Annotated in this window: 18 protein-coding genes; 8 read left to right on the top strand and 10 right to left on the bottom strand. The window is 43.1% G+C overall.

The window, feature by feature from the left end; genetic code table 11:
- Window positions 1–128 precede the first annotated feature (128 nt).
- On the top strand, window positions 129–452 hold the full coding sequence (locus UH38_RS27240) for an MBL fold metallo-hydrolase (protein ID WP_052672365.1): 324 nt from the start codon (window positions 129–131) through the stop codon (window positions 450–452).
- Between the two features lie 861 nt (window positions 453–1,313).
- A complete protein-coding gene (locus tag UH38_RS12380; protein WP_045054954.1) occupies window positions 1,314–2,984 on the top strand; it encodes an alpha-amylase family glycosyl hydrolase in 1,671 nt (556 codons plus the stop codon).
- Window positions 2,985–3,033: 49 nt separating this feature from the next.
- On the opposite strand, the gene UH38_RS12375 is transcribed toward UH38_RS12380, so the two are convergent.
- On the bottom strand, window positions 3,034–4,221 hold the full coding sequence (locus UH38_RS12375; RefSeq protein ID WP_407640450.1) for a histidine kinase: 1,188 nt from the start codon (window positions 4,219–4,221) through the stop codon (window positions 3,034–3,036).
- 334 nt (window positions 4,222–4,555) lie between these two features.
- Here UH38_RS12375 and UH38_RS12370 point away from each other — a divergent pair, with 334 nt between their 5' ends.
- The 3 genes from UH38_RS12370 to UH38_RS25890 are packed head-to-tail and all read left to right on the top strand — an operon-like array spanning window position 4,556 to window position 8,426.
- Entirely contained in the window at window positions 4,556–5,494 is a 939-nt protein-coding gene (locus tag UH38_RS12370; RefSeq protein WP_045054952.1) for an Fpg/Nei family DNA glycosylase, read from the top strand.
- Window positions 5,495–5,505: 11 nt separating this feature from the next.
- Complete coding sequence (locus tag UH38_RS12365) at window positions 5,506–6,561, top strand: ATP-dependent DNA ligase (protein WP_045054951.1); 1,056 nt, start codon at window positions 5,506–5,508, stop codon at window positions 6,559–6,561.
- 23 nt (window positions 6,562–6,584) lie between these two features.
- Window positions 6,585–8,426, top strand: a complete 1,842-nt coding sequence (locus tag UH38_RS25890; RefSeq protein WP_407640449.1) for an ATP-dependent DNA ligase — start codon at window positions 6,585–6,587, stop codon at window positions 8,424–8,426.
- Window positions 8,427–8,445: 19 nt separating this feature from the next.
- Here the strand turns inward: UH38_RS25890 and UH38_RS12350 are convergent, their stop codons facing one another.
- Window positions 8,446–9,882 carry an RtcB family protein gene (locus tag UH38_RS12350; RefSeq protein ID WP_045054950.1) on the bottom strand — a complete coding sequence of 479 codons (1,437 nt, stop codon included), beginning with the start codon at window positions 9,880–9,882 and terminating at the stop codon, window positions 8,446–8,448.
- Between the two features lie 172 nt (window positions 9,883–10,054).
- Between UH38_RS12350 and UH38_RS12345 the strand changes: the two genes are divergently transcribed.
- Window positions 10,055–10,303 (top strand): hypothetical protein, encoded by a 249-nt coding sequence (locus tag UH38_RS12345; RefSeq protein ID WP_045054949.1) that lies wholly within the window; start codon window positions 10,055–10,057, stop codon window positions 10,301–10,303.
- Between the two features lie 25 nt (window positions 10,304–10,328).
- Here UH38_RS12345 and UH38_RS12340 read toward each other — a convergent pair whose 3' ends face one another.
- The 8 genes from UH38_RS12340 to UH38_RS12305 form a co-directional block, all read right to left on the bottom strand.
- Window positions 10,329–11,429 carry a patatin-like phospholipase family protein gene (locus UH38_RS12340; RefSeq protein ID WP_045054948.1) on the bottom strand — a complete coding sequence of 367 codons (1,101 nt, stop codon included), beginning with the start codon at window positions 11,427–11,429 and terminating at the stop codon, window positions 10,329–10,331.
- Between the two features lie 37 nt (window positions 11,430–11,466).
- Complete coding sequence (locus tag UH38_RS12335; protein WP_045054947.1) at window positions 11,467–13,101, bottom strand: lipoxygenase family protein; 1,635 nt, start codon at window positions 13,099–13,101, stop codon at window positions 11,467–11,469.
- A 75-nt stretch (window positions 13,102–13,176) separates the two neighbouring features.
- Complete coding sequence (locus UH38_RS12330) at window positions 13,177–13,593, bottom strand: ester cyclase (protein ID WP_045054946.1); 417 nt, start codon at window positions 13,591–13,593, stop codon at window positions 13,177–13,179.
- Between the two features lie 120 nt (window positions 13,594–13,713).
- A complete protein-coding gene (locus UH38_RS12325; RefSeq protein ID WP_052672363.1) occupies window positions 13,714–14,154 on the bottom strand; it encodes an ester cyclase in 441 nt (146 codons plus the stop codon).
- A 46-nt stretch (window positions 14,155–14,200) separates the two neighbouring features.
- Window positions 14,201–15,634 (bottom strand): c-type cytochrome, encoded by a 1,434-nt coding sequence (locus UH38_RS12320; RefSeq protein WP_045054945.1) that lies wholly within the window; start codon window positions 15,632–15,634, stop codon window positions 14,201–14,203.
- Window positions 15,621–16,064 (bottom strand): hypothetical protein, encoded by a 444-nt coding sequence (locus UH38_RS12315; protein ID WP_045054944.1) that lies wholly within the window; start codon window positions 16,062–16,064, stop codon window positions 15,621–15,623. Before UH38_RS12315 ends, UH38_RS12320 begins: the two co-directional genes overlap by 14 nt.
- 15 nt (window positions 16,065–16,079) lie before the next feature.
- Window positions 16,080–17,546, bottom strand: a complete 1,467-nt coding sequence (locus UH38_RS12310) for a c-type cytochrome (RefSeq protein ID WP_045054943.1) — start codon at window positions 17,544–17,546, stop codon at window positions 16,080–16,082.
- 55 nt (window positions 17,547–17,601) lie between these two features.
- Window positions 17,602–19,008, bottom strand: coding sequence for an NADH:flavin oxidoreductase (locus UH38_RS12305; RefSeq protein WP_045054942.1), 1,407 nt, complete (start codon window positions 19,006–19,008; stop codon window positions 17,602–17,604).
- Window positions 19,009–19,530: 522 nt separating this feature from the next.
- On the opposite strand from UH38_RS12305, the gene UH38_RS12300 reads away from it, so the two are divergent.
- Window positions 19,531–21,510 carry a hypothetical protein gene (locus tag UH38_RS12300; protein WP_045054941.1) on the top strand — a complete coding sequence of 660 codons (1,980 nt, stop codon included), beginning with the start codon at window positions 19,531–19,533 and terminating at the stop codon, window positions 21,508–21,510.
- Between the two features lie 109 nt (window positions 21,511–21,619).
- Entirely contained in the window at window positions 21,620–23,005 is a 1,386-nt protein-coding gene (locus tag UH38_RS12295; RefSeq protein ID WP_045054940.1) for an S-layer homology domain-containing protein, read from the top strand.
- Window positions 23,006–23,239 lie beyond the last annotated feature (234 nt).

Genomic DNA, 23,239 nt, shown 5'->3' with positions numbered 1-23,239 from the left:
TCTTTATACCGCATCAACATTAGGAATAGAATCGCGCTAATTTACGGCTAATCAAAGGCAAAACCCAAGATTTACTCATCGATACAAGCTTTGGTGTTGCTAGTTTGCGCCAACATATTGCAGACTTAATGATAAACCATTGCTGGCGATCGCATCTTATATCCATTACTATCTGTGCTGGTGGCATTCACGAATTTGACGAAATTGCCATTCATCCAGTCGAAGCAGAAGCTTTAAGACAAGGAGATGCTTATGCTGTATTGTATGCGCCAGAATATATCGGTGCATTAGACGAACATTTTGCCGAGTTGCCTTACCCTGGTTTTACCGTTACGCAATATACTTTCAATGCTGTTGAACCTACTATATTATTGCAAGAAGACGATATTTTATATTTAGGCTATCGCCCTTTTGCAGTATTGCACCTTCCTGGACATTCACATAACTTTTAGACAATTTACAGATTTCTAGCTTAGGTTTATCTAATTTGCTTTTTTCGTTATATATATCTGGAGCGCAAGTATTATTTGATGTTGACAAGTTAACTCGATTTACTATCATTTTCTCTAAACTATAGTTTAAATTTTGCCCTAATCAAAAAGCTCCGCTTACCCTCATAATCGCGAGTTCTGTCTGTGCTGGCGCGAATTACATTTACTCATATTCAAAGCAAAACGTAAATTTATCTAGGCGAATAACGACGAGATAAACTGTTAATCTAAATATAAAAATTGCTGAATTATTAATAGATAATTTCACTAATTGTAAATCCAAGCGCTAATGACCAAAGCAATTTCTTTATCAAAAAAAGTTATCTTCCAGCCACAGTATTTTGGAGTATTCGTCAAGGATTAACCAAAGGGCTGAGTCTATTACTTTCAGCTACAACGATCGCAATTTCTTATACTTGATAATCCAGTCATTAACCATATTGTTTTGCGACGCGTCCACCTTTTAGTTTTGTAATTCGTATTTGTCTACGCTGTTGCTAAAAATGATTTATTAATTAAATCTATCTTTAAAATTTTGCTGTTAACAGCGATACTTTTTAATATTTCCAAAAAATTGCATATATATTAAGGCGTTTTAGTGATTGTTGAATTTAGTATTTAGTACATACATAAAATAATAGCAACTAAAAGAAATTTGCTAGTATAGCATATATTATGAATAGCCAGACAATTGCATTTATGGTATTATTTATTTCTCAGGAGAGAAGCAGGAATTAAATAAACTAGATAGTTTAATAATTGCGCTTGCACGCTCGCCCAATTATTGAAAATGTTCTGTTTCTATCAATCAAAAGGAATTAAATGGCAAGTTCTATAGAGTTTGAATTGTTTGCCCCTCGAAATAAACAAGCAGCACTAATCGGCTCGTTTTCTAATTGGGAAAATATCCCGATGGATAAAGGTGAGGATGGTTATTTTCGGACAAAAGTAGACTTAGAAGATGGTGTCTACGAATATAAATACCGGATTCAAACCAAAAGCCCGCAATTTGCAGAGGATGAGTGGATAGATGTTATCGATCCTTATGCAACAGACGTTGACGAGGAAAAACATCACGGTATAGTGAGAGTAAAAGGCGGCGATCGCATAATCGACACCTACGTTTGGCAGCACGACGACACATTTTTACCGCCAAATCAGGAATTAATTATCTATGAAATGCATATTGCTGACTTTACAGGCGGCGACATGGATGCAGACAAGAAAGGCAAATATGTAGATGCGATCGCTAAGTTAGATTATCTACGCGATTTGGGCATAAATGCAGTCGAATTAATGCCAGTAAATGAATATCCTGGCGATTATAGCTGGGGTTATAAAGTGCGTCATTTCTTTGCTACAGAGTCTAGCTACGGTTCGACTGAAGATTTGAAGCGCTTTATCGATGAATGCCATGCTAGAGGTATTCGCGTCTTCATGGACGGTATTTACAATCATACAGATGAAGAATGCCCTTTGATGCTTATAGACCGCAACTACTGGTACTACGAGCATATGCATTATCCTGAAGATCCGCAAAATCATTGGGGACCTGAGTTTAACTATGACAATTATGACGAAAAATTAGACGTAAAACCAGCCTGGAAATATGTCGGTGACGTAGTACGGTTTTGGGTGCAAGAGTATCATATTGATGGCATTCGTTTTGATGCAGTGCGTCAACTTGCTAATTTCGAGTTTCTAGAATGGCTAGCGCATCAGTCAAAGAAAAATACCGCCAATAAGCCATTTTATAATATTGCCGAACATATCCCCGATACTAGCCAGATTACTACCCCCGAAGGACCTTTAGATGCTTGCTGGCATGAGAGTTTTCGCTACTTTGTCATGCCTGGAATTTGTGGTGACTTCGACTTAGAAAATCTTAAGCAGGTTTTAGATCCCAAAAGACAAGGTTACGCAACGGCGTACAATGTAGTCAACTACCTATCTACTCACGATCGCCAACGGACGTTGCGGGAATTAGGCGATCGCGGTATCTTTGATGATGCAGCATTTACACGCGCTAAATTAGGCGCTGCACTATTAATGACAGCGATGGGAATTCCGATGCTGTGGATGGGCGAGGAGTTTGGCGAACACAAGCGCAAAAGTGAAAGCGTCACTCAGCCGAAAAAAATTGCTTGGTTGTTATTAGAGCAACAGGAGAACAAAGATTTATTTACGTATTACCAGCAATTAATCGCTTTGCGTAAAGAATCTGTAGCAATTCAAAGCGACAATATCGAGTTTTTCCACGAAAACCCCGAAGATAAAATATTTGCTTATGTACGCTGGCATGAAGCGGGCGATCGCGTAGTTGTAGTTGTAAATATGGGCGATCGCACTTTTGATAACTACATAGTCAGTCACTTTCCCACAGATGGAACCTGGCAAGAGTGGCAAGGCAGCAACGAAAGTCTAACAGCTAACGAGGAAGGGTTAGCTATAAACTTAGCCGCGTACGAAGCCAAGATATTTACGAGCAAATAGAATGAACTAGCAGAGAGTATAAATATTTACTCTCTTCTAGAGTGCAATTTCAAACAGGATAAACCGGAATTGTAAAGTGGAAACAACTACCGCAGCTAAGTCCTGAATCTACCCAAATTTGCCCGTAATGAGCGCGAATAATGCGCTGACATAAAGCTAAACCAATGCCATAACCTTCCAAGGCTCGATCGCGTTGCAATCGATAGCGCTCTTCAAACACGCGATCGCGATTTTCTACCGGAATACCAGGACCAGTATCGCATATACTTACCTGCACTTTTTGGCTAGTGCGGTGCAACGCTGAAATGCGAATCGTCCCAGATGCAGGCGTGTACTTGATAGCATTTTCTAATAAGTTAATCAATACTTGCCTGAGCCTTTCTATATCGGCATAGACGCAAGGCAAATCGCAGGGCAGATCGGTTTCTAGAGTTTGATTTTTTGCCTGCAAGCGATCGCCCAAATGCGCCATTATTTCTTGGCAAAGACCGATCATATCTAGCTTAGTTGGTTCTATGTGCAACTCGGAGCTAGTGCCGCTAGCTACCTGTAATAGCCCTGTAATCATGCGATTGATACTTCTGGCTTGGCTACGCGCTTGTTTGAATAACTGGGCAGCTAATTCGGGCTTGAGACGAGCGGGGCGATTTTCCTGCGGTAATAAGTTGGTTTCTAAAGTTTCTAAGGCGATAGATACTGCTGTTAAAGGATTTCGCAAATCGTGAACCAACATAGCGATCGCCCGATCTTTGAACTGTAGTTGCTCTATTAATTTTTCTTTTTCCCGTTTGAGGCGAAAAACTTCATCACTTAGCTTGAGCAGTTCAGCAGAATCAGCTATCGAGCGAATTGGCGTTGGCGGTAAAAGTACGGCAACGTTTTCGGGTAGTGCAGTTAATTTGAGATAATTTTCTACAGACTGCTGCCAACGCAGCCACCAATTTTTTAATTGAGTTTCTAGATCGCTACCAGCTAATACTTGTTGCGGCTGGGGGTGAATTTTGATTAGTGCCGGAGTTGCCACTAATCTAAATTGCTCGGCTAAATAGGGTTGTTCCCCCACATCAACAATCTGAAGTTCAAAAGCATAATCGTGTCGTAATTGTTTGAGAAAAGCACGAATTTGCTGAATCTGTTGGCGGGAACTAGGGCGATCGTCAACAAATAATAGCAGTTGAAGCGGCGCTTCAGAGTGGGTGGGTGGCTGAGAAACCTGCATGCAATCTTGTTTTAGCACTGGAAACAGGCAATACCTTATATTGTGGGTAAATTTAGCAATTCGGTAAGATTTACTTCTATCTAAATTTAATATCAATTTTAGATTTTGAACATAGGTAGAGCAAGAAAACTTGCTTTTTCTCTCTTAAGCAGGTTGCCCGATCTAAGTATCAGCTAATTTCTGGCTAAATACGGGTTTTTCTCGATTCCCTTTGGAGCTTTAGCCAATTGTGGACTCATTAGTATGGGATTCGTCTGGAGACAGCGTCAATAGTACAGCTATATACCCAGACGGATGTCTCCTATCAAGCAGCTTATTTAGAGTGGAATAATCCAAACTTATAGAGAAACGAATGCCAGAAGGACCAGAAGTTAGACGATTTGCAGATTTAGTTAATGCTGCACTGGTTGGTAAGCCGATTGTTTCTCTAACAGCACGGACGCGCAAAGCCAAAATTTGGTTACTTGAGCATCCTGGAGTTTTAACCCAAAAGCACGTCCAACGGGTACAAAGTCGTGGAAAATACTTGATCGGTTGGATTGAAAGCGGTTACTATTTCTACTCGCACCTGATGATGTGGGGAAAATGGATAACCCTAGAAGCCGAACCAACAGAAATAGATCGTCGGGAACGAGCGCGAATTGTCGTACCTGATGCAACTGCCATCCTCTTGTCAGCACCAATTTTTGAGCTAGGTATTGGCGATCCATTCGTAGAAGTTGCAGCGCTCAAAACTTTGGGTAGCGACATTTTGCCGTACCCAGAACAAGAACCATTCGACAAGCTAGGATTTATTACTCGACTTTTGAAACCAGAAAATTTAGATCGCCCGATTGGTGCTGCCTTATTAGACCAACAAATAGTAGCAGGAATTGGTAATTACCTAAGAGCAGAAATTCTCTTTGATTGTCGGCTAGATCCCTGGAAAAAAGTTGCAGACTTGACACCAGACGATCTAGAGCGCCTATGCAATACTATTGTCTTGATGGCACAACGGGCATACTCTACTGGAGGCGTTACTGTCTCCCCAGAAGATCGCAGGCGCTTACTCAATGACCAATCCCTTGTTTATCGGCTGGGTAGCGATTTTGGTAGTCGGCATTATGTTTTTCGTCGCACTAACCTACCATGCTTGAGATGTACTACTACAATTCGTCAACTGCGCCAAGTAACTAGGAGCGATTTAGAGGAAGAGAAAACCAGAATTATCTATTTTTGCCCTACTTGTCAGAATACGCAAGTGGAATTGACCAAGGCAAGAAGTAAGAAGTCAAAAATGCAAAATATTTAAATAGGTAATTTATGAGTCAGCAAGTAGGTTTAAGTCAGCTACCTAGCGAAGCCCAAAACACTGATAATGGCATCTTAGAAGTTGATGCAGGAGCATTCATTCGTTTTTCTGAGGTTGCCGAACAAATTGCCGCTACAACTAAGCGCTTGCAAAAAGCAGCACTTTTGGGTAGCTATTTTACTTCTTTAACAGATAACGACCTTACTGTTGCCGCCCGTTATTTTGCAGGTTATGTTTTTCCTCTACGATCGCAACAAACTATTAATGTTGGTGGTGCAGCATTGCTAAATGCGATCGCACAAGTAACTGGCGATGAAAAAACTTCGCTCCAGCAACAGTTGGTACAGCTAGGAGATCCAGGGGATGTTGCATTTTTGGCTTTTACTCAAAACCCTTTGGTTCAAAAGCCAAGTCTCACTTTGCAAGAGTTATCGCACAAACTAGATGAACTTGCGATCGCCAAAGGAACAAAAAGTAAAGCTCAACTGCTTACCTCTTTGCTAAACTCAGCAACGCCACTAGAAGCAAAATATATAGTCAAGCTACTATCTGGGGATTTACGCATTGGGCTTAAAGAAGGTGCAGTAGAGGATGCTTTAGCGCGTCTATTTGGTGTGAATGTATCTTTGGTGCAATGGGTAAATATGCTTACAGGCGATATTGGTGAAACTGCCTTACTTGCCCGTCACCAACACCTCGATCGCGCCAAGATGCAGCTATTTCACCCCATAAAATTTATGTTAGCAAGTCCAGTTGCCGATTTAACCGAAGTGGCAGTGCAATTGCCTGCTGGGTTTGTGGTGGAAGATAAGTATGATGGTATTCGCGCCCAAGTTCATGTTGCACCACTAGCAGAATCTTCCGATCCAGTTTTACATGGCAAAGTTGCAGATGGCAGGCGCGTCGCTATCTTCTCGCGGACATTGGACGAAATTACACCAAGTTTTCCAGACTTAATAGAACCTTTGGCAAATATTATTCCCATCGCAGGCGAATGCGCAGAGCGCACGCTACGCGATTGCGCAGAGCGCACGCTCTGCGCATTCGCCTTCAAGAAAATGGTTTAATTCTAGATGGCGAAATAGTGCCAATGATGGGCGACAAGATTCTGCCTTTTCAACAACTGCAACAGCGATTGGGACGAAAGAAAGTTTCACCAGAATTGCTGGCTGCTGTTCCTGTTGCCTTTATTGCTTATGACGTGTTGTACGCGCAAGATCGAGTATTGATTAATGAGCCGCTAAAAGAGCGACGAACTGTTCTAGAATCATTGCAACTCAACTACGCGCAAGTCCGCAGTTGCACCAGCCAACAGATGGTTGATATCTCTGGTTTGGATGCAGAATTTATGGCTGCAAGAGATCGAGGTAATGAAGGTTTGATGGTAAAAGATCCCAACTCTACCTACAAACCAGGTCGTCGTGGGCGAGAGTGGTTGAAGATTAAACGCGCCTTGGCAACTTTAGATGTAGTTGTGACTGCGGCTGAAGTAGGTAGTGCGAAAAGACATCGCTTTCTCTCGGACTATACATTTGCCGTACGTAAAAGCGAAAGCGATCCTACTTTATTAAATGTAGGCAAAGCATATTCAGGACTGACAGATGAAGAAGTAACGCAGTTGAGCAATTGGTTTCGCGCACATACTCTAGAACAACTAGCTCATGGCAAAGTATGTATAGTCGAACCTCGCATCGTTTTAGAAGTGACATTCGATCGCGTCCAAGCAAGCGATCGCCACAATAGCGGCTTTGCACTCCGCTTTCCTCGCATTCTGCGGATACGAGATGATAAGCCACCAGAAGAGATCGATACCTTAGAAACAGTACGCACTTTAGCCCATTCTCAAGATTTACCTAACAATCCCGCAGCACAAGACACGCTAAAAGAAGCATTTGCAACACCAGATTTAGAAGCTGCACTGGGTGTTTTCCAAACTTTTATCGCTAATATTAAACCAGAACAACCAGTAACAATCTTGCATGACTCTGATGCTGATGGAGTTACGGCAGGAGTAGTTTTACAACTAGCTTTATCTAGGGTTGGGTATAGTAAAGTAACGCGAGTTATACCAGATCGAGAACGCAATGCATGGACAAGCGCCAACCGAGAAAGCGTTAAAGCATCTGTACCGGAGCGTTTATTTGTTTTAGATTTAGGTAGTCAGTCAGAACCAATTATTCCTGGTGTGGCTACCTGCTTTATCGATCGCCACCGTCCTGAAGGAGTACCCAAGGGCGATACTCTTATTAGTGCTTACACTTGGAATCCCATTCCCAACACATCACTAATAATTTGGGAGTTGTGTAAGAGTTTGGTGGATGTATCAGATATTGATTGGATTGCGGCAATTGGTACGATGAGTGACTTAGGGGAGAAAGCACCATTTGAGATGCTGGCGATCGCCAAAAGCAAGTACACTGCTAAGTATTTGAAAGAAGCGACTGCTCTAATTAATGCATCTCGGCGTGCTGCTAATTATCAGCCAGAAGTTGCCGCAAAAGCTCTACTAACTCATACTTCGCCCAAAGAATTAGTAAATTCCGAGAGCGAAGAGGTAGCACAACTACGCACGGCGAGGGAAGAGGTAAAAGTTGCTTTGGAACAAGCAAGGAAAGCCGCACCTGTGTTTGCAGGTAATGTTGCCCTAGTGCAGATGAATTCACCTTGTCAAATCCATCCGCTAATTGCCCAAAGTTGGCGCACGAGGTTGCCCAAATATATTGTCATTGCTGCTAATGAGGGTTATATTCCTGGTAGAGTCAACTTTAGTGTCAGAACTGATTGTGGGACTAACGTGCTGGATTTCCTTGGCAACTTAGACTTATCGGAGGGCGAAGGTAACTACGGTCACGGTCACGATAGCGCTTCTGGTGGAAGTTTACCGATTGAGAAATGGCACGAACTACTGAGTAAACTAGGGTTTGATGTTTAGCGATCGCACTTCTCACAATTTAAGCTTTAAAGGTCAAAATTGGTTGCATCCGAGCTACTACCTGTACTAACCCTGCCTTTACTTGAGCGTCGATTACTGGCGTAATTGGTTTATAGGCAGCAGGTGCTTCCTCAATGCGGCGCTCCTCTCGTAAAGTGATGCAATCTACTCCTATAAGACCTAGATCGGACTTAGTTTCTTTGTTACCTTGACGGCTAAGGTCGAAACGCGATCGCAATCTTCCCGCACCATGAGACGCAGAATAGCACCAGTCACTATTACCTAATCCCACTAATAGATAAGAAGGCGCACCCATTGAGCCAGGAATAATTACAGGCTGACCATTATGAGCGGGACAAGCACCTTTGCGAGTTACCCACCCTTGCCCTTCTCTCAGGGTAATATTGTGAGGCAAATCATAGACTAAAGGAGCTTCCAAATCCCCGTAAACTTGACGCAGGCGCAGGCGCAATAACTCAGCTAGCAATAAGCGGTTGATAAAGGCATAATTAGCCGCTGTAGCCTCTGCTTGGAGATAATCGGCAACTAAATCGCCATGAGTGGCTACAGAGAGCGGAAATAGGCGGGAAACAGGATATTTTAGCCCTGGTGTCCAAGCAGCTTGAGCGCGGCTTTGCCACATTCCCCCGATGTATTTACCAACATTGCGCGAACCTGAATGAATTGTAAATGCTAATTGCCCGACGCGGATACCCCACTGATGCGCCAATGCCCGATTTTCTACTGCATCTATCCGCTGCACCTCAACGAAATGATTGCCAGAACCAATTGTTGCTAGTCCTCCATCTCTAACTAATCCTGAACTGGGGACTAATTCTGCTGGCGACCATTTTATATGTCCTGCTAGCGAACCGCCCATAAAAATGCGATCGCTTTCGGTTGCTAGTTGACTTAAATCTGACGCTACAACGCTGCCTGTAGGGTTATCTAGCATTGCATCTAGCCAACCAGGTACGCCATGTGCAAATAATGCTTGCATAGCTTGGTAAGTCATAGTCACATCGCGTTTGCCAAAAAAGTAATCGCCTTTCATCAGTTCGACAAAGCGATCGCGTTTTTGCAAAAACTGTTCTACAGATAAGTCAGCAACGTGCAAGCGCATCCCGCAGTTGATATCGGAACCGACAGCCGCCGGAATTACTAAATCTGAAGTTTCAACAATCGAACCAATTGCAACGCCAGCATCGCCAGGATGGAAATCTGGAGTAGCACAAACGCGGCTAATTCCGCCTTGGGGATGAGTTACTGTGGCTAAATTAGCTAATTGCTTGAGAGCTTTGGCTTCGATGGGAAAATTGTCAGGTAAGAGAATTTCTGCTTTAGGTGCATTAGGCGTATCAAACCAGCGCACAGCATAAACACCATTACTGTACTGCACATCTAGCCCCTGCCGAGCCAAAGCTCGCAGAAGCCGTTGAAGATTTTTCGGCTGCATGAATCAAGTCAAAAATTTAAGTAATTTTAGTTGTGAGGCGATCGACTTGGGTTCAGCAGCCACAGTCAAAGCACGAGCAGATATCCCATTGAAACTAGGGAATTGACATACTACAATAGTAGTATAGGTATTTAATAATGTCAATTGCAATCGTGGCTAAAGAGAAAATGAGATGATAGAGCCAAATGTTGATATTTCTAGGGACTCAAAAAGTGAATTTTTGCAGTGGGCTGAAGAACTAGAGCAGCTTGCTCAAGCTGGTTTGAAGCAAGAAATTGTCACTCATCAAGCGAATGGTCGTCCTATATTTTATTCAAGAGATGACGTACTTATCATGGAACTGGCTGACGGTCGTTGCTTTGAATACAGACACCTAAAAGACGGAACGCGCGAGATTATCCGCGAATTTCAGGAGCAATGACTCCACCAAAACCTATTCTTACTGTCTATGCGATTAGTTGTTCGCACAGTTGATTCAAATCTGACTCGTGTTGCTGAATAATTTGCTGGGCTAATTCTTCTAACAGAGCAATATTTGTTGCACTCGTATCATCAATATCATCGTTTGCTTCATCCAACGCACCTTGAAAACGATAATACTGTTTGACACTATTTACTTCTGGGAATAATTGCTCTAGTTGACAAGTTACAGCTTCACTTTGACCGTCTAGAGTAATGTTTAACAGTGAATTAACCCAGTGCAGCCTACCCCACCTTTGGATATCTTGATAGCGATAAATGCGCCTGAGCGCTCCCGTACCGAAGGAAGCGATTAAAATGTCATTTAATCCGATAACCTCTTGCTTACTTCTTTTATGGGAAATTATTGCCTCAATCATTGCCAAAGTTGTAGGATTGTTGGCAAACACGCCGCCATCAACTAGGGAATAATAACCGCTGTCAGTTGTATCTGTTGGGACTTGATATGGTGCAAAATAAGTTGGCGCAGCGGAAGTTGCCATCGCCACTTGCTTCATAGAAACATCTTTGCATACCTTACGGAAGTTGATGCCGATATTTTCGGCTTGTTCGTTACTGGTGAAGAAAATAGGCGATCGCAGTTCAGTGTCATAGCTAGTAATAAACACTTCTTTAAGCGCTTTGGCTATGGGAGTGTCACCCAAAAACTGCGTAAAAACTTCGTCTTTAGCTGTAGAGATAAACTTGGGAGCGCGCATACTATTTAAATCTACTTCTGGTAGTTGCAGCGATACTGGCGGAGTTTGCACAGACGATCGCAATTGGTTATAAGATTTTTCTGCAACTGTCTCTAACCAATGCTCATCTTCGGTAAAAATCCTTCTTCCTTGCTGGCGATAGAGATTGACTAAATCTTGGGCTGTATAAAGGGGTTCATTCGGGCGATCGCTATTTGGTATAGTTAGACCCAGTGCTAACAGCCCTCCAGTTGAACTACCAGCAATTAGATCGAATAGTTCGACAATGCGTTTTCCAGTACGCTGCTCGATTTGGGCTAAAATTATTGCTGGGATAATGCCGCGAATACCTCCGCCATCAATTGATAATAGTCTTACTTTGCAAGTCATATATTTTTCCTAAAATGATGTGAGATGTGCGATCGCTTTAAGTATTAATGCTGTTCATAATCCGAGAAGGCTTGAGGTAGTTGTAAGGTATTGGGCGAATCTGATTGTGCATTTCTATCTTTTCTTCTACCTGCTGCAAGTTATCTTGAAAGCGCTGTAGCACTTCCTGAGCCTTGGGATCGGCAAAATCTTCCTCATAAAAACCCAACTTGTCATATTGGAAAGCGCTCAAAATATCCGTCCACAATATTTGATCGATCGCTCTTTGAAAAGGCGGCATAATTTTGACAATAGTTGCCATATCTACGCCCTTAGTAGTGGGAATAGGGTGGTAGGCTGCATAAGGCATATTTGGCACGAAAGTCATGTATTCGTACTGGGCTAAATTCAAGCAAGAATGCAGAGGAGCGCAGGTAAAGATGACTACAGCGATAATGTCAATTAGTTGTGCTAGAGTATCAATGCTCTCTGGCATTCCTTTAACTCGACCGCTATCTACCAATTCCCTAGCCCAATTTTGCACCTCGTAGTCTGCACTGATATCTTGCGGAGTGTGGTAGTAAATCTGCAAATATTCAGTAACAAACTGATGTATAGCATTCCAGACTAATATGCCATCATCTCGGAACGGGTAATGAGGTAAAATCTCTGGGTCATGCATTTGCCGTTGCTGCAATTCTAAAGGAAAAGTAGTATCTATACTCCATTCCTCATAAGCTTGCACGACCAATTGCACAGATTCTTCCAGCGTTCCAGCTAGCAGTTCTTCAGTAGGACCAGTAGGTTGCAAAAACTGCGTGCGTCCTAACTCATTATCAAACAGCATGAACCGGAAATGAGGTTTTAGCAGCAAAGTTAAAGGATGGTTTTCGCCTAATTCCCTAGCTGTAATTGCCGCAATAGGAGCCATAACAGCATGAGTTTTAGCAAAATGAGTGCCTAATTCCTGATGGTTTGCATCTGCCATTTGCACGCAGGTTTTGGCAAGAAACCAGTCGAGAGGTGCATCATTGGGCGTATAGACTAAATTTTTCCCTCCCAATTCATTGAGAATTTTAATCGCTACCGGAACTAAAGAGCCGCCGATTTTGCTATTATCACTACGCCAATAAAAGAGCGCTTGCGGTTTGGGCAGATATTTAGGTAAATTCTGGTAATTACCGCCTCCAATACCAGATAACAACGGGTAGTCTAAACAATACAACTTACCTTCTTTGAGTGCTTGTTCCAGATTATGTTCTGCACCTACAGAGTGTTGAAACGAAGAGTTAGAGATGGGCAAATTTTCTGGCAAAGCATCTATGCGGCGGATAGCTGGCGGGTTAATACCAGATAATCTTTGTTCGGCAAAACACCAATCTGCTTGATAATTTTTGATGACATTAGGTTTTGGTAAGACTGGTAATAAGTCCGCGTATTCCTCTAACGTATCTAAAGGATCGAAAGCATTTCTCGCCCTCGCCATCAACATATTGGGGACGAGATTAGCAAAACTAGCTAAACGCCTTGCAGTGTATTCAGCAGAAAAACGTTCTTGTTGAGGAACAGGAGTTTGCAAAGGAATAGGTGGCAGATAGTTATAGTCGAGAACATAATCAGCGCGGTTTTTGATTAAGCGATTTTGCCGCGCGATCGCATCAGGCTCGTGTTGAGGTAAATATGGTTTTATCATGTTTACTAGCTATGAATACAATTGAATCAGTGACCAAAACATAACTGGTCACTGGTCACTGGTTACTGGTCACTGTTAAGACGGTGCGCTTAGTTGTTGGGTAATGCTTAGACTGTCAGCGTTAAACCAACGCTCGACAATCTTGCCTCCAGCTAGACGGAACATCGCGATGCCTTGCCATCTCATTAAGCGATTGGTAGCAGGAACGCCGAGTAATGCCCCTCTTTGCGTACCGCTCATGATGCCGCGTACTCCTACCATGTCTCCCTCAGCAACCATATCTTCAACTGTGACGTGGTAATCGGGAACAACTGTTGTAAAGGCGATAATGCCTTGCTTAATGGCTTCTCTACCATGAACGCTACCAAACAACACTTCACCATGATCTTGATGTTCTGTATCCATCAACTCATCAATGGCATCAACATTGCCTTGATTGATAACTTCTTCGTAAAAGCGACGGACGATTGTTTTGTTTTCTTCAGTTGTCATTGTTTGTTCTCCTTGTGTTTTGGCATAAGATGTATGGTACGAACGCAGATGGACGCAGATGAAAACCTACGCGGTGTTGATACTATCAGGGTGTGGAAAGCACTTGTATTATGCAGTAGTCTATTGTTGTCCAGGTGTAGGAATTAAACCTAGTTGTTGCATCATGCCTAGTTCGTCTTGAATAATCCAGACTTCTACCAACTTGCCATCGACAAAACGAGCGATCGCACTTGCATTCCATACCATGTCTCTATTAGTGGGCGCAGCGCCTAACCACGCGCCTGTATGCGTACCATTTGCTCTTACATGGACTACTACTTTATCTACCTCAGCAAACAATCTCTCTACGGTAAATTGGACGTTAGGAAAAGCAGCTAGCAGCGCTTTGATGCCATTTTTTACAGCCTCGCGTCCCCAGACAGTCGGAATTAATGCATCGCCGTGAGTGACGACATCAGCAGCAATTAAGTTATCTAACGCATCAACATTTTTCTGGTTAATCTCTGCACAGATACTTTGAGCGATTTCCTTATTAGTATTTACAGATGCGATCGTAGTCATATTGATTTCTCCATTACGCGATTATTAGTGTTATTTGCTTGCACCCTTACAAACCTTTGAGATACTCAATTAGCGCCTTCTTCTCATCAGCAGCCAAATCAGTACCATACAAATGCCCCTGATTGCTATTGGCTGGAACGCTAGTATCGTATTTAAACCCTACCCGTTCTGCTTCCGTTCCTTGGGAAACAAAACCAACTTTGTCGGGGTCGTAAACATCGTATCCCCGATAAAAAACCTTACTTCTGTTCTCTGGTTTCTCTAACAAATCTTGCAGAGATGGTACAGAACCATTATGCAGATATGGCGCTCTTAACCACAGTCCATCTAGAGACACCGACACATAACCATCAGTCTTGCGTAGCTGGTCAAAATCCCAAGGATAATCTTGAGAAAATTCGTTGTAAACATCTGCTGCTTGCTGAGTCCACATATCGAGGCGATGGCGGTCAGTACCCACCTCAGCCACCGGGATAACAGTACCCGTTCTTGCACCACCAAAAGCATGACAGGAAGCACAAGAATTATCAAAAACTTGCTTACCTGCATCAGCCAACTGCTCATCAACAGCAAACGGATATTTAGGCGGCGGAAGTTGAGTAATAAAGTCTTCAACCTTTTGTAAATCATTAACAGGGAGAGACTGATTAGTAGCACCATCACCAATCGCCCCAGTTTGCACCGTTTCTGTCAAAGATGTTTCCAAACCATCCCAATGATAAGCAAAACCTTGATGCTGCTTTTGATTCCAAAGAGGCATCATATCTGAGTTGCCAATCGTATCATCTTTAGGTAAGCGCAACGTATTGAACTTGACTGGGTTGAAAGGATCGATCCTACCAGGACCCCAATTAGGGCGAGAATCCATCCAAGCAAAATCAGCCTTTTGTTGCAACAAAGCCCGTTTAGTTTGGGGAATAATTAGCCAACGATAGAGCAGATTTTCCAGCCAAGAAAACTCATGATTGTAACCAATCTCGCTCATAATATAATCGGCTGTAAACCTGGGGTCGCTAGCACTATCACCCAAAAAGCGAATATAACCTTGCAAATCAAACTTAGTAGTAGGCGCAGCAGCAACAATAGTCGGCTTATCTGGCTGCGACTTGCGATAAGTACCGCTATGACAGACAGCGCAAGTAATCCCCACACGGGGAAAACCTACAGTCTTTTGGGAAATACCAACCGGAGTTTCCTTACCCTCCTCCCAAGTAAACCCTAAAGAAGCATAACCCCCCGCACCAGGCAACTTATCGGGAAACAAACGCGGCAAAACTAACCAAATCCAATAAGGAATACCCTGCGGTGGTTCAGTACCAATCGAACCATATTTAAATTGTTCCTCAGCCGAAGCAAACTGTTGGGGAACCTCGCGAAATAAGTTGTACCAGCCAACATATCCAACTATGCCAACTATAACAAGAAAAATTAAGACTATAGTTGCGATCGCTCTCCCCAACCGCTCCTTAAAAACTCTCATATCCCTTTCCTTCGCGTCCTTCGCGCCTCTGCGGTTCGTTACTCTCACCCCGCACAACCAACATCAATAGAACCCCCTCCACTACCCCAAAAAACAGATCCACCAAAGCAATAGACAAAAACCCCAAATCCTGCCCAAACCACAGCACTGACACAATAAAAAAGCTCGCTCCAAAAGCCCTAGAAGGAAAAACAGACAACCAAGCACTTAACCGATAGCGCCAAGGGTCAATCGCCCCAGGAACATAAAAAGCACTAATAATAAACAACAACATCCCCGCAGTCCGCACCCAAATAATCGGCACAGGAATCTGCATTTGCAAAAAAGACAACAACTCCACCGGAAAAAAGCAAGCAGGAATCACAAAAAACAACACATTAACCGCAATACCCAACCACACCACCCGACTAAACCACCGAGCATAATTCATACATTCTTCCCCTTTTCAAAGCTTCTTCATATACTCAACCAAAGCAGCCTTCTCATCTGCACCTAACTCCGTACCGTACAAATGACCGCTATTGCTGTTTCCTGGCAAAGTAGTATCAAACTTAAAAAACTGCTTGCTATTCTCCGCCGCCACATTGGACACAAACCCAACCTTCTCCTGGTCGTACACATCGTTACCCCGATAGAACTGCCCAGGTCTGTTTTCTGGTTTTTCCAACAATTCTCGCAGACTAGGAACCGAACCATTGTGCAGATATGGCGCACGCAACCAAACACCATCTAGCGGTATATTGGCATAGCCATTCGTCTTGCGGAAATTCTTAAACCGCCAAGGATAGCCAGCATAGAGAGTATTTTGATTAGATAGCGTCTCATAAGTGTAAGAATTGAGGCGATAAGGGTCAGTACCAATCTCCTCAATCGGGACAACTTTCCCTACCTGCGAACCGCCAAAAACATGACAGCTAGCACAATTATTGGCAAACAACTGTTCTCCTGTGCTTGCCAAACTCTCGTTAATTGCATAAGGGTATTTAGGTGCAGGCAAAGTCCACAACCAATCGGCAACTCTTTGAATGCGCGGTAAATCTATAGTCGTGGGCGTGACTCCTGCGCCCAAAGCAGCGCTTTTATTGCGTTCGTCAACAACACTATTATTCCCATCCCAATGCAACTGCAATCCTTCGCGCGGTTGTTGATTCCAAACAGAGGGAAAGTCAACAGTGCCAACAAGTTCGTCTTCACGCAACTTATCCATCGGAAAGTGAAACTGCATCGCCTTATAAGGATTGAAAGTGTCAACTCTCCCTGGTCCCCAATCTGGTTGATTATTTAAAAATGCTAGTTGGCTGCCTTGATTAATCAGCGCATCTCTAGTTTGCGGAATAGCAAGATAGCGATAAATCAGTTTTTGAATCGGGTTTAAACCACCGCTAATTTTTTCAATTTCTGGCAACATTCGTCGAGGTGTAAAGCGTTCGTCTAGCGCTGCTGCGGATATAAATTTGATATATCCTTCTAAGTTGGTGACATTAGCAGGCATTGCTGTGATAATTTGGCGATCGCTACTTACTTTTTCCCGCAGCGTACCTGTATGACAAACAGCGCAATTTAAGCCTACTCTGTCAATAAATACCCGCCGTTTAGAAAAGCCAATAGGCAAATCTTTATCAGGTTCGCTAATAAAACCTAAAGACTCGTAACCTCTAGCTGGCAACTTATCGGGGAATATTTCTGGCAATACCTTCCAAATCCAGTAAGGAATACCATTTACAGGTTCGCTACCAATAGAACCATACTTAAAATGGTCTTCAATATTGGCATAATCCACTGGGGAGTTGGACACCACCGAGAAGAGAAAAAAGATTGCTACGGCGACAGCAACTAATACAAAAATCCACAACCTTTTGAAAGCTGTTTTGAGCGAGTTTGCTAGTGATGTGGGGGTTCCTATTACACTCATGACCTAGACCGCTATTATTCGGTAAAACAGAAATAGTTGCTTTTAAATCAGCAAATTAAACATCGCACTTAGCCAAAGTTTCAACTGCTTCTACAGGTTGAAACACCGACATCACATCCTTCATCATGTCTTCGTAGCTGTCATACCTTGACTGTTCGTAGCAGCCGAGAGGATTTTCAATTACATTCAACAGGCATTTATTGCAGTAGGTACAAGGACGAGGTGGCAAATCTTCTCCCTTTTCAAACCACTGCACTAAATTTTTATTAGCAATCAAAGGACGGGCAATTGTTACCGCGTCGCAATACCGATCGCTAATAGCTTCGCTAATAAAAGAAGCTTGCTGAAACCCACCCGTACACAACACAGGGATATTGACGTGCTTTTTAATTTCTCCTGCTGCGTGCAGATTTATCCCTTGATTTGCTGCTAACAACTGCGCGATCGCAGGGTCTAATACTTCGTCGCCTGTAATTGGCTGTGGTGGTAAACTATGCTTGACTCTATTCCACAAAAACGAGAAAACAGGTCTTAATAGCCAGTAACGGAACAAAAAATAGTTACGCAGCGCATAGATACCGCTAGAAAGCATGGCATCATAAGTTTTGCGGATAATTTCAAAGGAAAAATCACCGATAGGATTGAGAGGATGGGGAAATAAACTGCCAGTAGAGACATGAACGGCATTAGCGCCTGCTGCTTCCGCCCACTGACATACTTTGATTGAATCTGCTAAGGTGTTGCCAGGTTGTTCCCAAAAGGTGACAGCATTGTTATATTCGATCGCACTAATCTTAAATTGCAGGTGAAAGTCATTGCCTACTTCTTGGCGGATAGCTTTGATGACATCCAACAAAAAGCGGGCGCGATTCTCTAATGTACCGCCATATTCATCTGTGCGATCGTTAATTCCCGAACTAAGAAACTGAGTAAATAAATAGCCGTTTGCGCTGTGCAATTCTACGCCATCTAATCCAGCTTCTTTTGCCCTTCTCGCACCATTGGCAAAATCGCGCACAGTCTGGTGAATTTCCTCAACTGTCATAGCCCGACAGCGAAAACCGTGAAATGGTTCTGGGCGACTGGTAGAACTTAAAGCTACCTCTTCTTGGTTTTCTACACCAGCAATATCTTGTTGCCTACCTGAATGGCTTAATTGCAGAATATATTTACAATCATACTTATGTACTGCTTCGCCAACTTTGCGCCAAAAAGGGATACATTCATCTGAGTGGATAGTGGCGTAATTAGGCATAATTCGCCCGCGAATATTCACAGGCACAAAAGACGAAATAATCGCTCCTACACCACCACGAGCAAATTTTTCTTCCCAATTAATTCGCGCTTGCGTTCCCGAACCATCATAGTTATCCCACCGCCCAGAAATACTAGAGCGAAAGATCCGATTTTTTACTGTAAGGATAGTAAAATCAAGCGGTTGAAAGATTATATTTGTTTTCATTATTTTTAATTGGCGAACAACAAAGTACAGGCGATCGTACTTATTTAATCTGCCTAAGTTAAGCCAAAATTTGGCTTTAAGCGCTATTTATAAATAAGTTGAGTATTTGGCAAATGTATTTTTTTATTTAATAACCTCTTTAATAAATTAAGTTGACAAAACAAACAAAAAAGATCGAAAATAAGAAAATGAAAGTATTTTTATCTCAATAACAAGTTTACAAGGCGCAAATTGCATCGGCATTGGACAATTTTTATTAGAGATTGGTCATTTTTTCGTTCTTTGCTCAAAATCTTGAGTAGTAAAGCTTAAAACTGGAGTCTCTCAGGCTTTGCGCCTCAAACTAATAAAGTCTGCTCTACCATCACTGACACAAGCTAAATAAAAAAGCGAAAGTTGCTGTTAGATTAACCCTAATTACAACCTAAAGTTTTGTTGCTAATTATTTAGTAACTGTTAATAGTTCGCTCGTGAAAAATTGAATATCCACTTAAAAGTTTCTTCCTGACAACAGGAGATTTTATGAAGAAAAAACGTCTAGGTATTATCGGCTGGGTAATTATCCTCGCCTCAATCTTGTGCGTAAATAGCTTTTATGGCACGCCTACAGCTATAGCAGCCCAAAATGAACCAACCTCTCAAATTAGCCAATACAGCCAACCGCTGAACGATACAGAAGCCAACTACTGCAACGAACTTGGTTATTTACCGCCAGATCCAAACTTGAGCGAAGCCGAAAATCAAGGGCGCTGTACTTGGTATTTATGGACTGGTGGCAACGAAAAGTTCTATAACGCTCTCAAACAGAGGACTAACGGCGCAGTCAACTTACTATCACTAATAGACTCGCGCCAACATGACGAACGCTTTAGCCGCATCGGGGCGATTAACGATCCAGGATGCGAACAAGCAACAGCACCAGATGAATATGGGTTGTGGCTAGATAAATGCCGAGATCCCAATTCCACAGGGATTATGGGATTGCGTAAGTTTCAAAACCCCAACTTCGTTGCCACAAATTGGGACGTGCAAAGATACGGACAAGAGCCAAATATGGAACCTCCTTATCGCATCGGCTTGACTTGTGGTGTTTGTCATATTGCCTTTAATCCTCTCAATCCGCCCAAAGATCCAGCAAAACCCTTGTGGGAGAATTTAGTAGCAGGCTTGGGCAACCAGTATTTAGAAGAAGGGCAGTTATTTGGGGCAAGTTTGCAGCCAGATGATTTTCGCTGGCACGTCATTAACAATCAACAGCCAGGAACATCTGATACTTCGCGCATTAGCAACGACCATATCAATAATCCTAATGCGATTAACCCCATCTTTAATTTAAGAAGTCGCCCCCGTTATCCAGAAGTAATGAACGATGGTTCTACCCAAGCTGTAAACCACATCCTCAAAGATGGTGCAGATTCAACAGGTGTTGCCAATGCCTCTTTGCGCGTCTATGTCAATATCGGTACTTGCGGCGATTACTGGATGACACGACACGATGTAATTCAAGGCAGAACGCAGCAGCGACCATTTGATATCGATACAGCTAGGAAAACTTGCGAAGATTGGCGCAACACAGAAGCCCGTATGCCTGATGCTGAATCATTTTTAGAGACAATCCAACCGATGTATCTTGCCGATGCACCAGGCGGTAAAGCTCACTTAATTAAGGATGAAAAAGTATTAGAACGGGGTAAAATTGCCTTTGCTAATAGCTGCGCTAGCTGTCATTCCAGCAAGCAGCCGCCCAAAGAAATTGCGATCGCACCAGAAAAGGCGAAACAATGGTATTTACAATCAGTGTTAAGTTCTGATTTCTTGGATGGTAACTTCTTATCAGACGACAAACGCTACCCAGTGACATTAATTGGCACGAATGCAGCGCGGGCGTTAGGCACTAATGCTACACAAGGACATCTGTGGGAACAGTTTTCATCTAAAACGTACAAGCAACTACCATCCCCAGGGAAGTTAACTCTAGAGAACCCCTTTGATGAAGATAAACCCATCGAGTTTGATGTTCCAGCAGGTGGTACGGGTTATTACCGCACGCCATCTTTAGTTAGTGCATGGGCAACAGCGCCATTTTTCCATAACAACTCTTTGGGTAAATATGTCAAAGATCCATCAGTAGCAGCAAGAGTAGATGCATATACTGATGCAATGGAAAAATTGCTTTGGGCTGACAAACGCGAAGGAATCATCAAGCGCACAACTACAGACAGTTCTTTGCGACTGCCGTTGGGCATAAGACTTCCCATCGCTAAAGGTACGCCTGTGAATTTGCTCGCAAATCTCGACCAAAGGAATTTATTAGGGCAAGTTGCTTCTAGGGAGTTCTTAGAAAAAGTAGATTTGTCAGGTAAGTCTCAAGAAAAGCTCACTAATTTGCTCTTACAAGTCAGTCAGTCTCCCGATTTTCTTGAAGACAAAGGACATACTTTTGGCGGCGATTTATCAGATGAAGACAAAAAGGCACTCATCGAGTTCGTAAAAACCTTCTAGAAAAGAAAGGGAAGGGGAGCAAATTTTTACCCCTTTCCCTTCGCCTTTGCCCTTTTATGTATATCTGCGCTAGCGTAGAAATATGTATAGTTTCTAACCTAAAACTGCTGTGTTGCCTTATAGACGTGCTACCGGACTTGTTAGTTTAGTTTTATTAACTGCGTTGACAGCCTGTGCCAATAGTCCGACAGGCAGCAATTTGGAAGAAATTCTTAGCGCCGAACCGAGACTAGCTGCGGCGCAGTCAGATGCGCCAAACCGCACAGCTACTTTACCTGCCGATTTTCCCTCAACGATTCCTCTGTATCCAAACGCCCAACTGCAAGAAGTAACTGGGCAAGAAAACGTGCAATTAACCCGTTGGGCGAGTTCTGACCCGATTACCGCAGTACAAAGCTTTTATGAAAACCAATTGCGATCGCAAAATTGGGAAATTCTCAGCCAACCAAGTAACGAGCAAACCAGCACCATCGAGGCGCGTTCTGGCGATTTGCAAGTAACTATAGTTATCGAACCTAATTTGGTCAATACTGCTCCAACTCAAGGTAATACAGGGCAGCAAAGTACGCAATTTACGATTCAATACAACCGCAATAGTGCTAATACTCCAGTAGCATCAGCACCACAACAAGGTGAAGAAGGCTTTATTGGTCCTGTCGCGCCATCTTCACCGCAACCAACTACACCAAGCAATACAACTACGCCATCATCAACTCAAGTATTTACAGATATAGATAAAGCGCCAGCAGAATTGCGTCCTTATATTCAAGATTTGGCAGAACTAGGGGTGCTATCAACTCAAGCAACTGCAAACAAAAGTAATACCGCAGCGCAGCAATTCAATCCCACAAAAACCATTACTCGCCGCGAATACGCCCGTTGGTTATTCGCCGCAAACAATCAAATTAATAGCACCCGTCCAGCGCAACAAATTCGCGCGGCATCAACAACGCAAAGTGCTTTCCAAGATGTAAAACCAAGCGATCCTGATTTTGCGGCTATTCAAGGATTAGCAGATGCAGGTATAATTCCTAGTTCTTTATCAGGAGATAGTAGCGCCGTCTTATTCCGCCCTAACGCGCCGCTAACGCGCGAACAATTGATTGCTTGGAAAGTTCCCTTGGATACCCGTCAAGCCCTGCCTGCGGCTTCACAAGAGGCAGTAAAAGAGAGTTGGGGATTTCAGGATGTAGGTAAAATTGACCCCAAAGCATTACGGGCGATCCTTGCTGATTTCCAAAATAGCGACCAGTCGAATATTCGGCGGGCGTTTGGCTTTACAACGCTATTTCAGCCCAAAAAACCTGTAACTCGCGCTGAAGCAGCAGCAGTTTTATGGTACTTTGGCAACTCTAGCGAAGGCATATCCGCCAAAGAAGTGCTGCAAGTCAAAAATCAACCCCAAGAGCAATCTAATAGTACGCCACAGCCAGAAACGTCACCTACAGCACCATCGCCAACAACAGCAGAATCACCACCAACTACAACACCATAACTACTGATGGCGTAAAATTCTCCTTTCTAGGCGAGCGAATTTGCAATTTGCTCGCCTAATTTTTTTTGTGTAAATGATTGCGTTTTCACTATTACCCCTGTACAATCTACTTAAGCATTAACTACGGTATTCCGACCGATAAACTGGGGATTAGACAAAGAGCAGAATTCATGAAACGGCAACGCATCACTGGGCAAACATCCTTTCACGCTGGCGAAGTAGGGCGAGTTGCAA

The sequence above is a fragment of the Aliterella atlantica CENA595 genome (assembly GCF_000952155.1).
Lineage (GTDB): Bacteria > Cyanobacteriota > Cyanobacteriia > Cyanobacteriales > Chroococcidiopsidaceae > Aliterella > Aliterella atlantica.
This window is presented reverse-complemented; position numbering and strand designations above follow the sequence as displayed.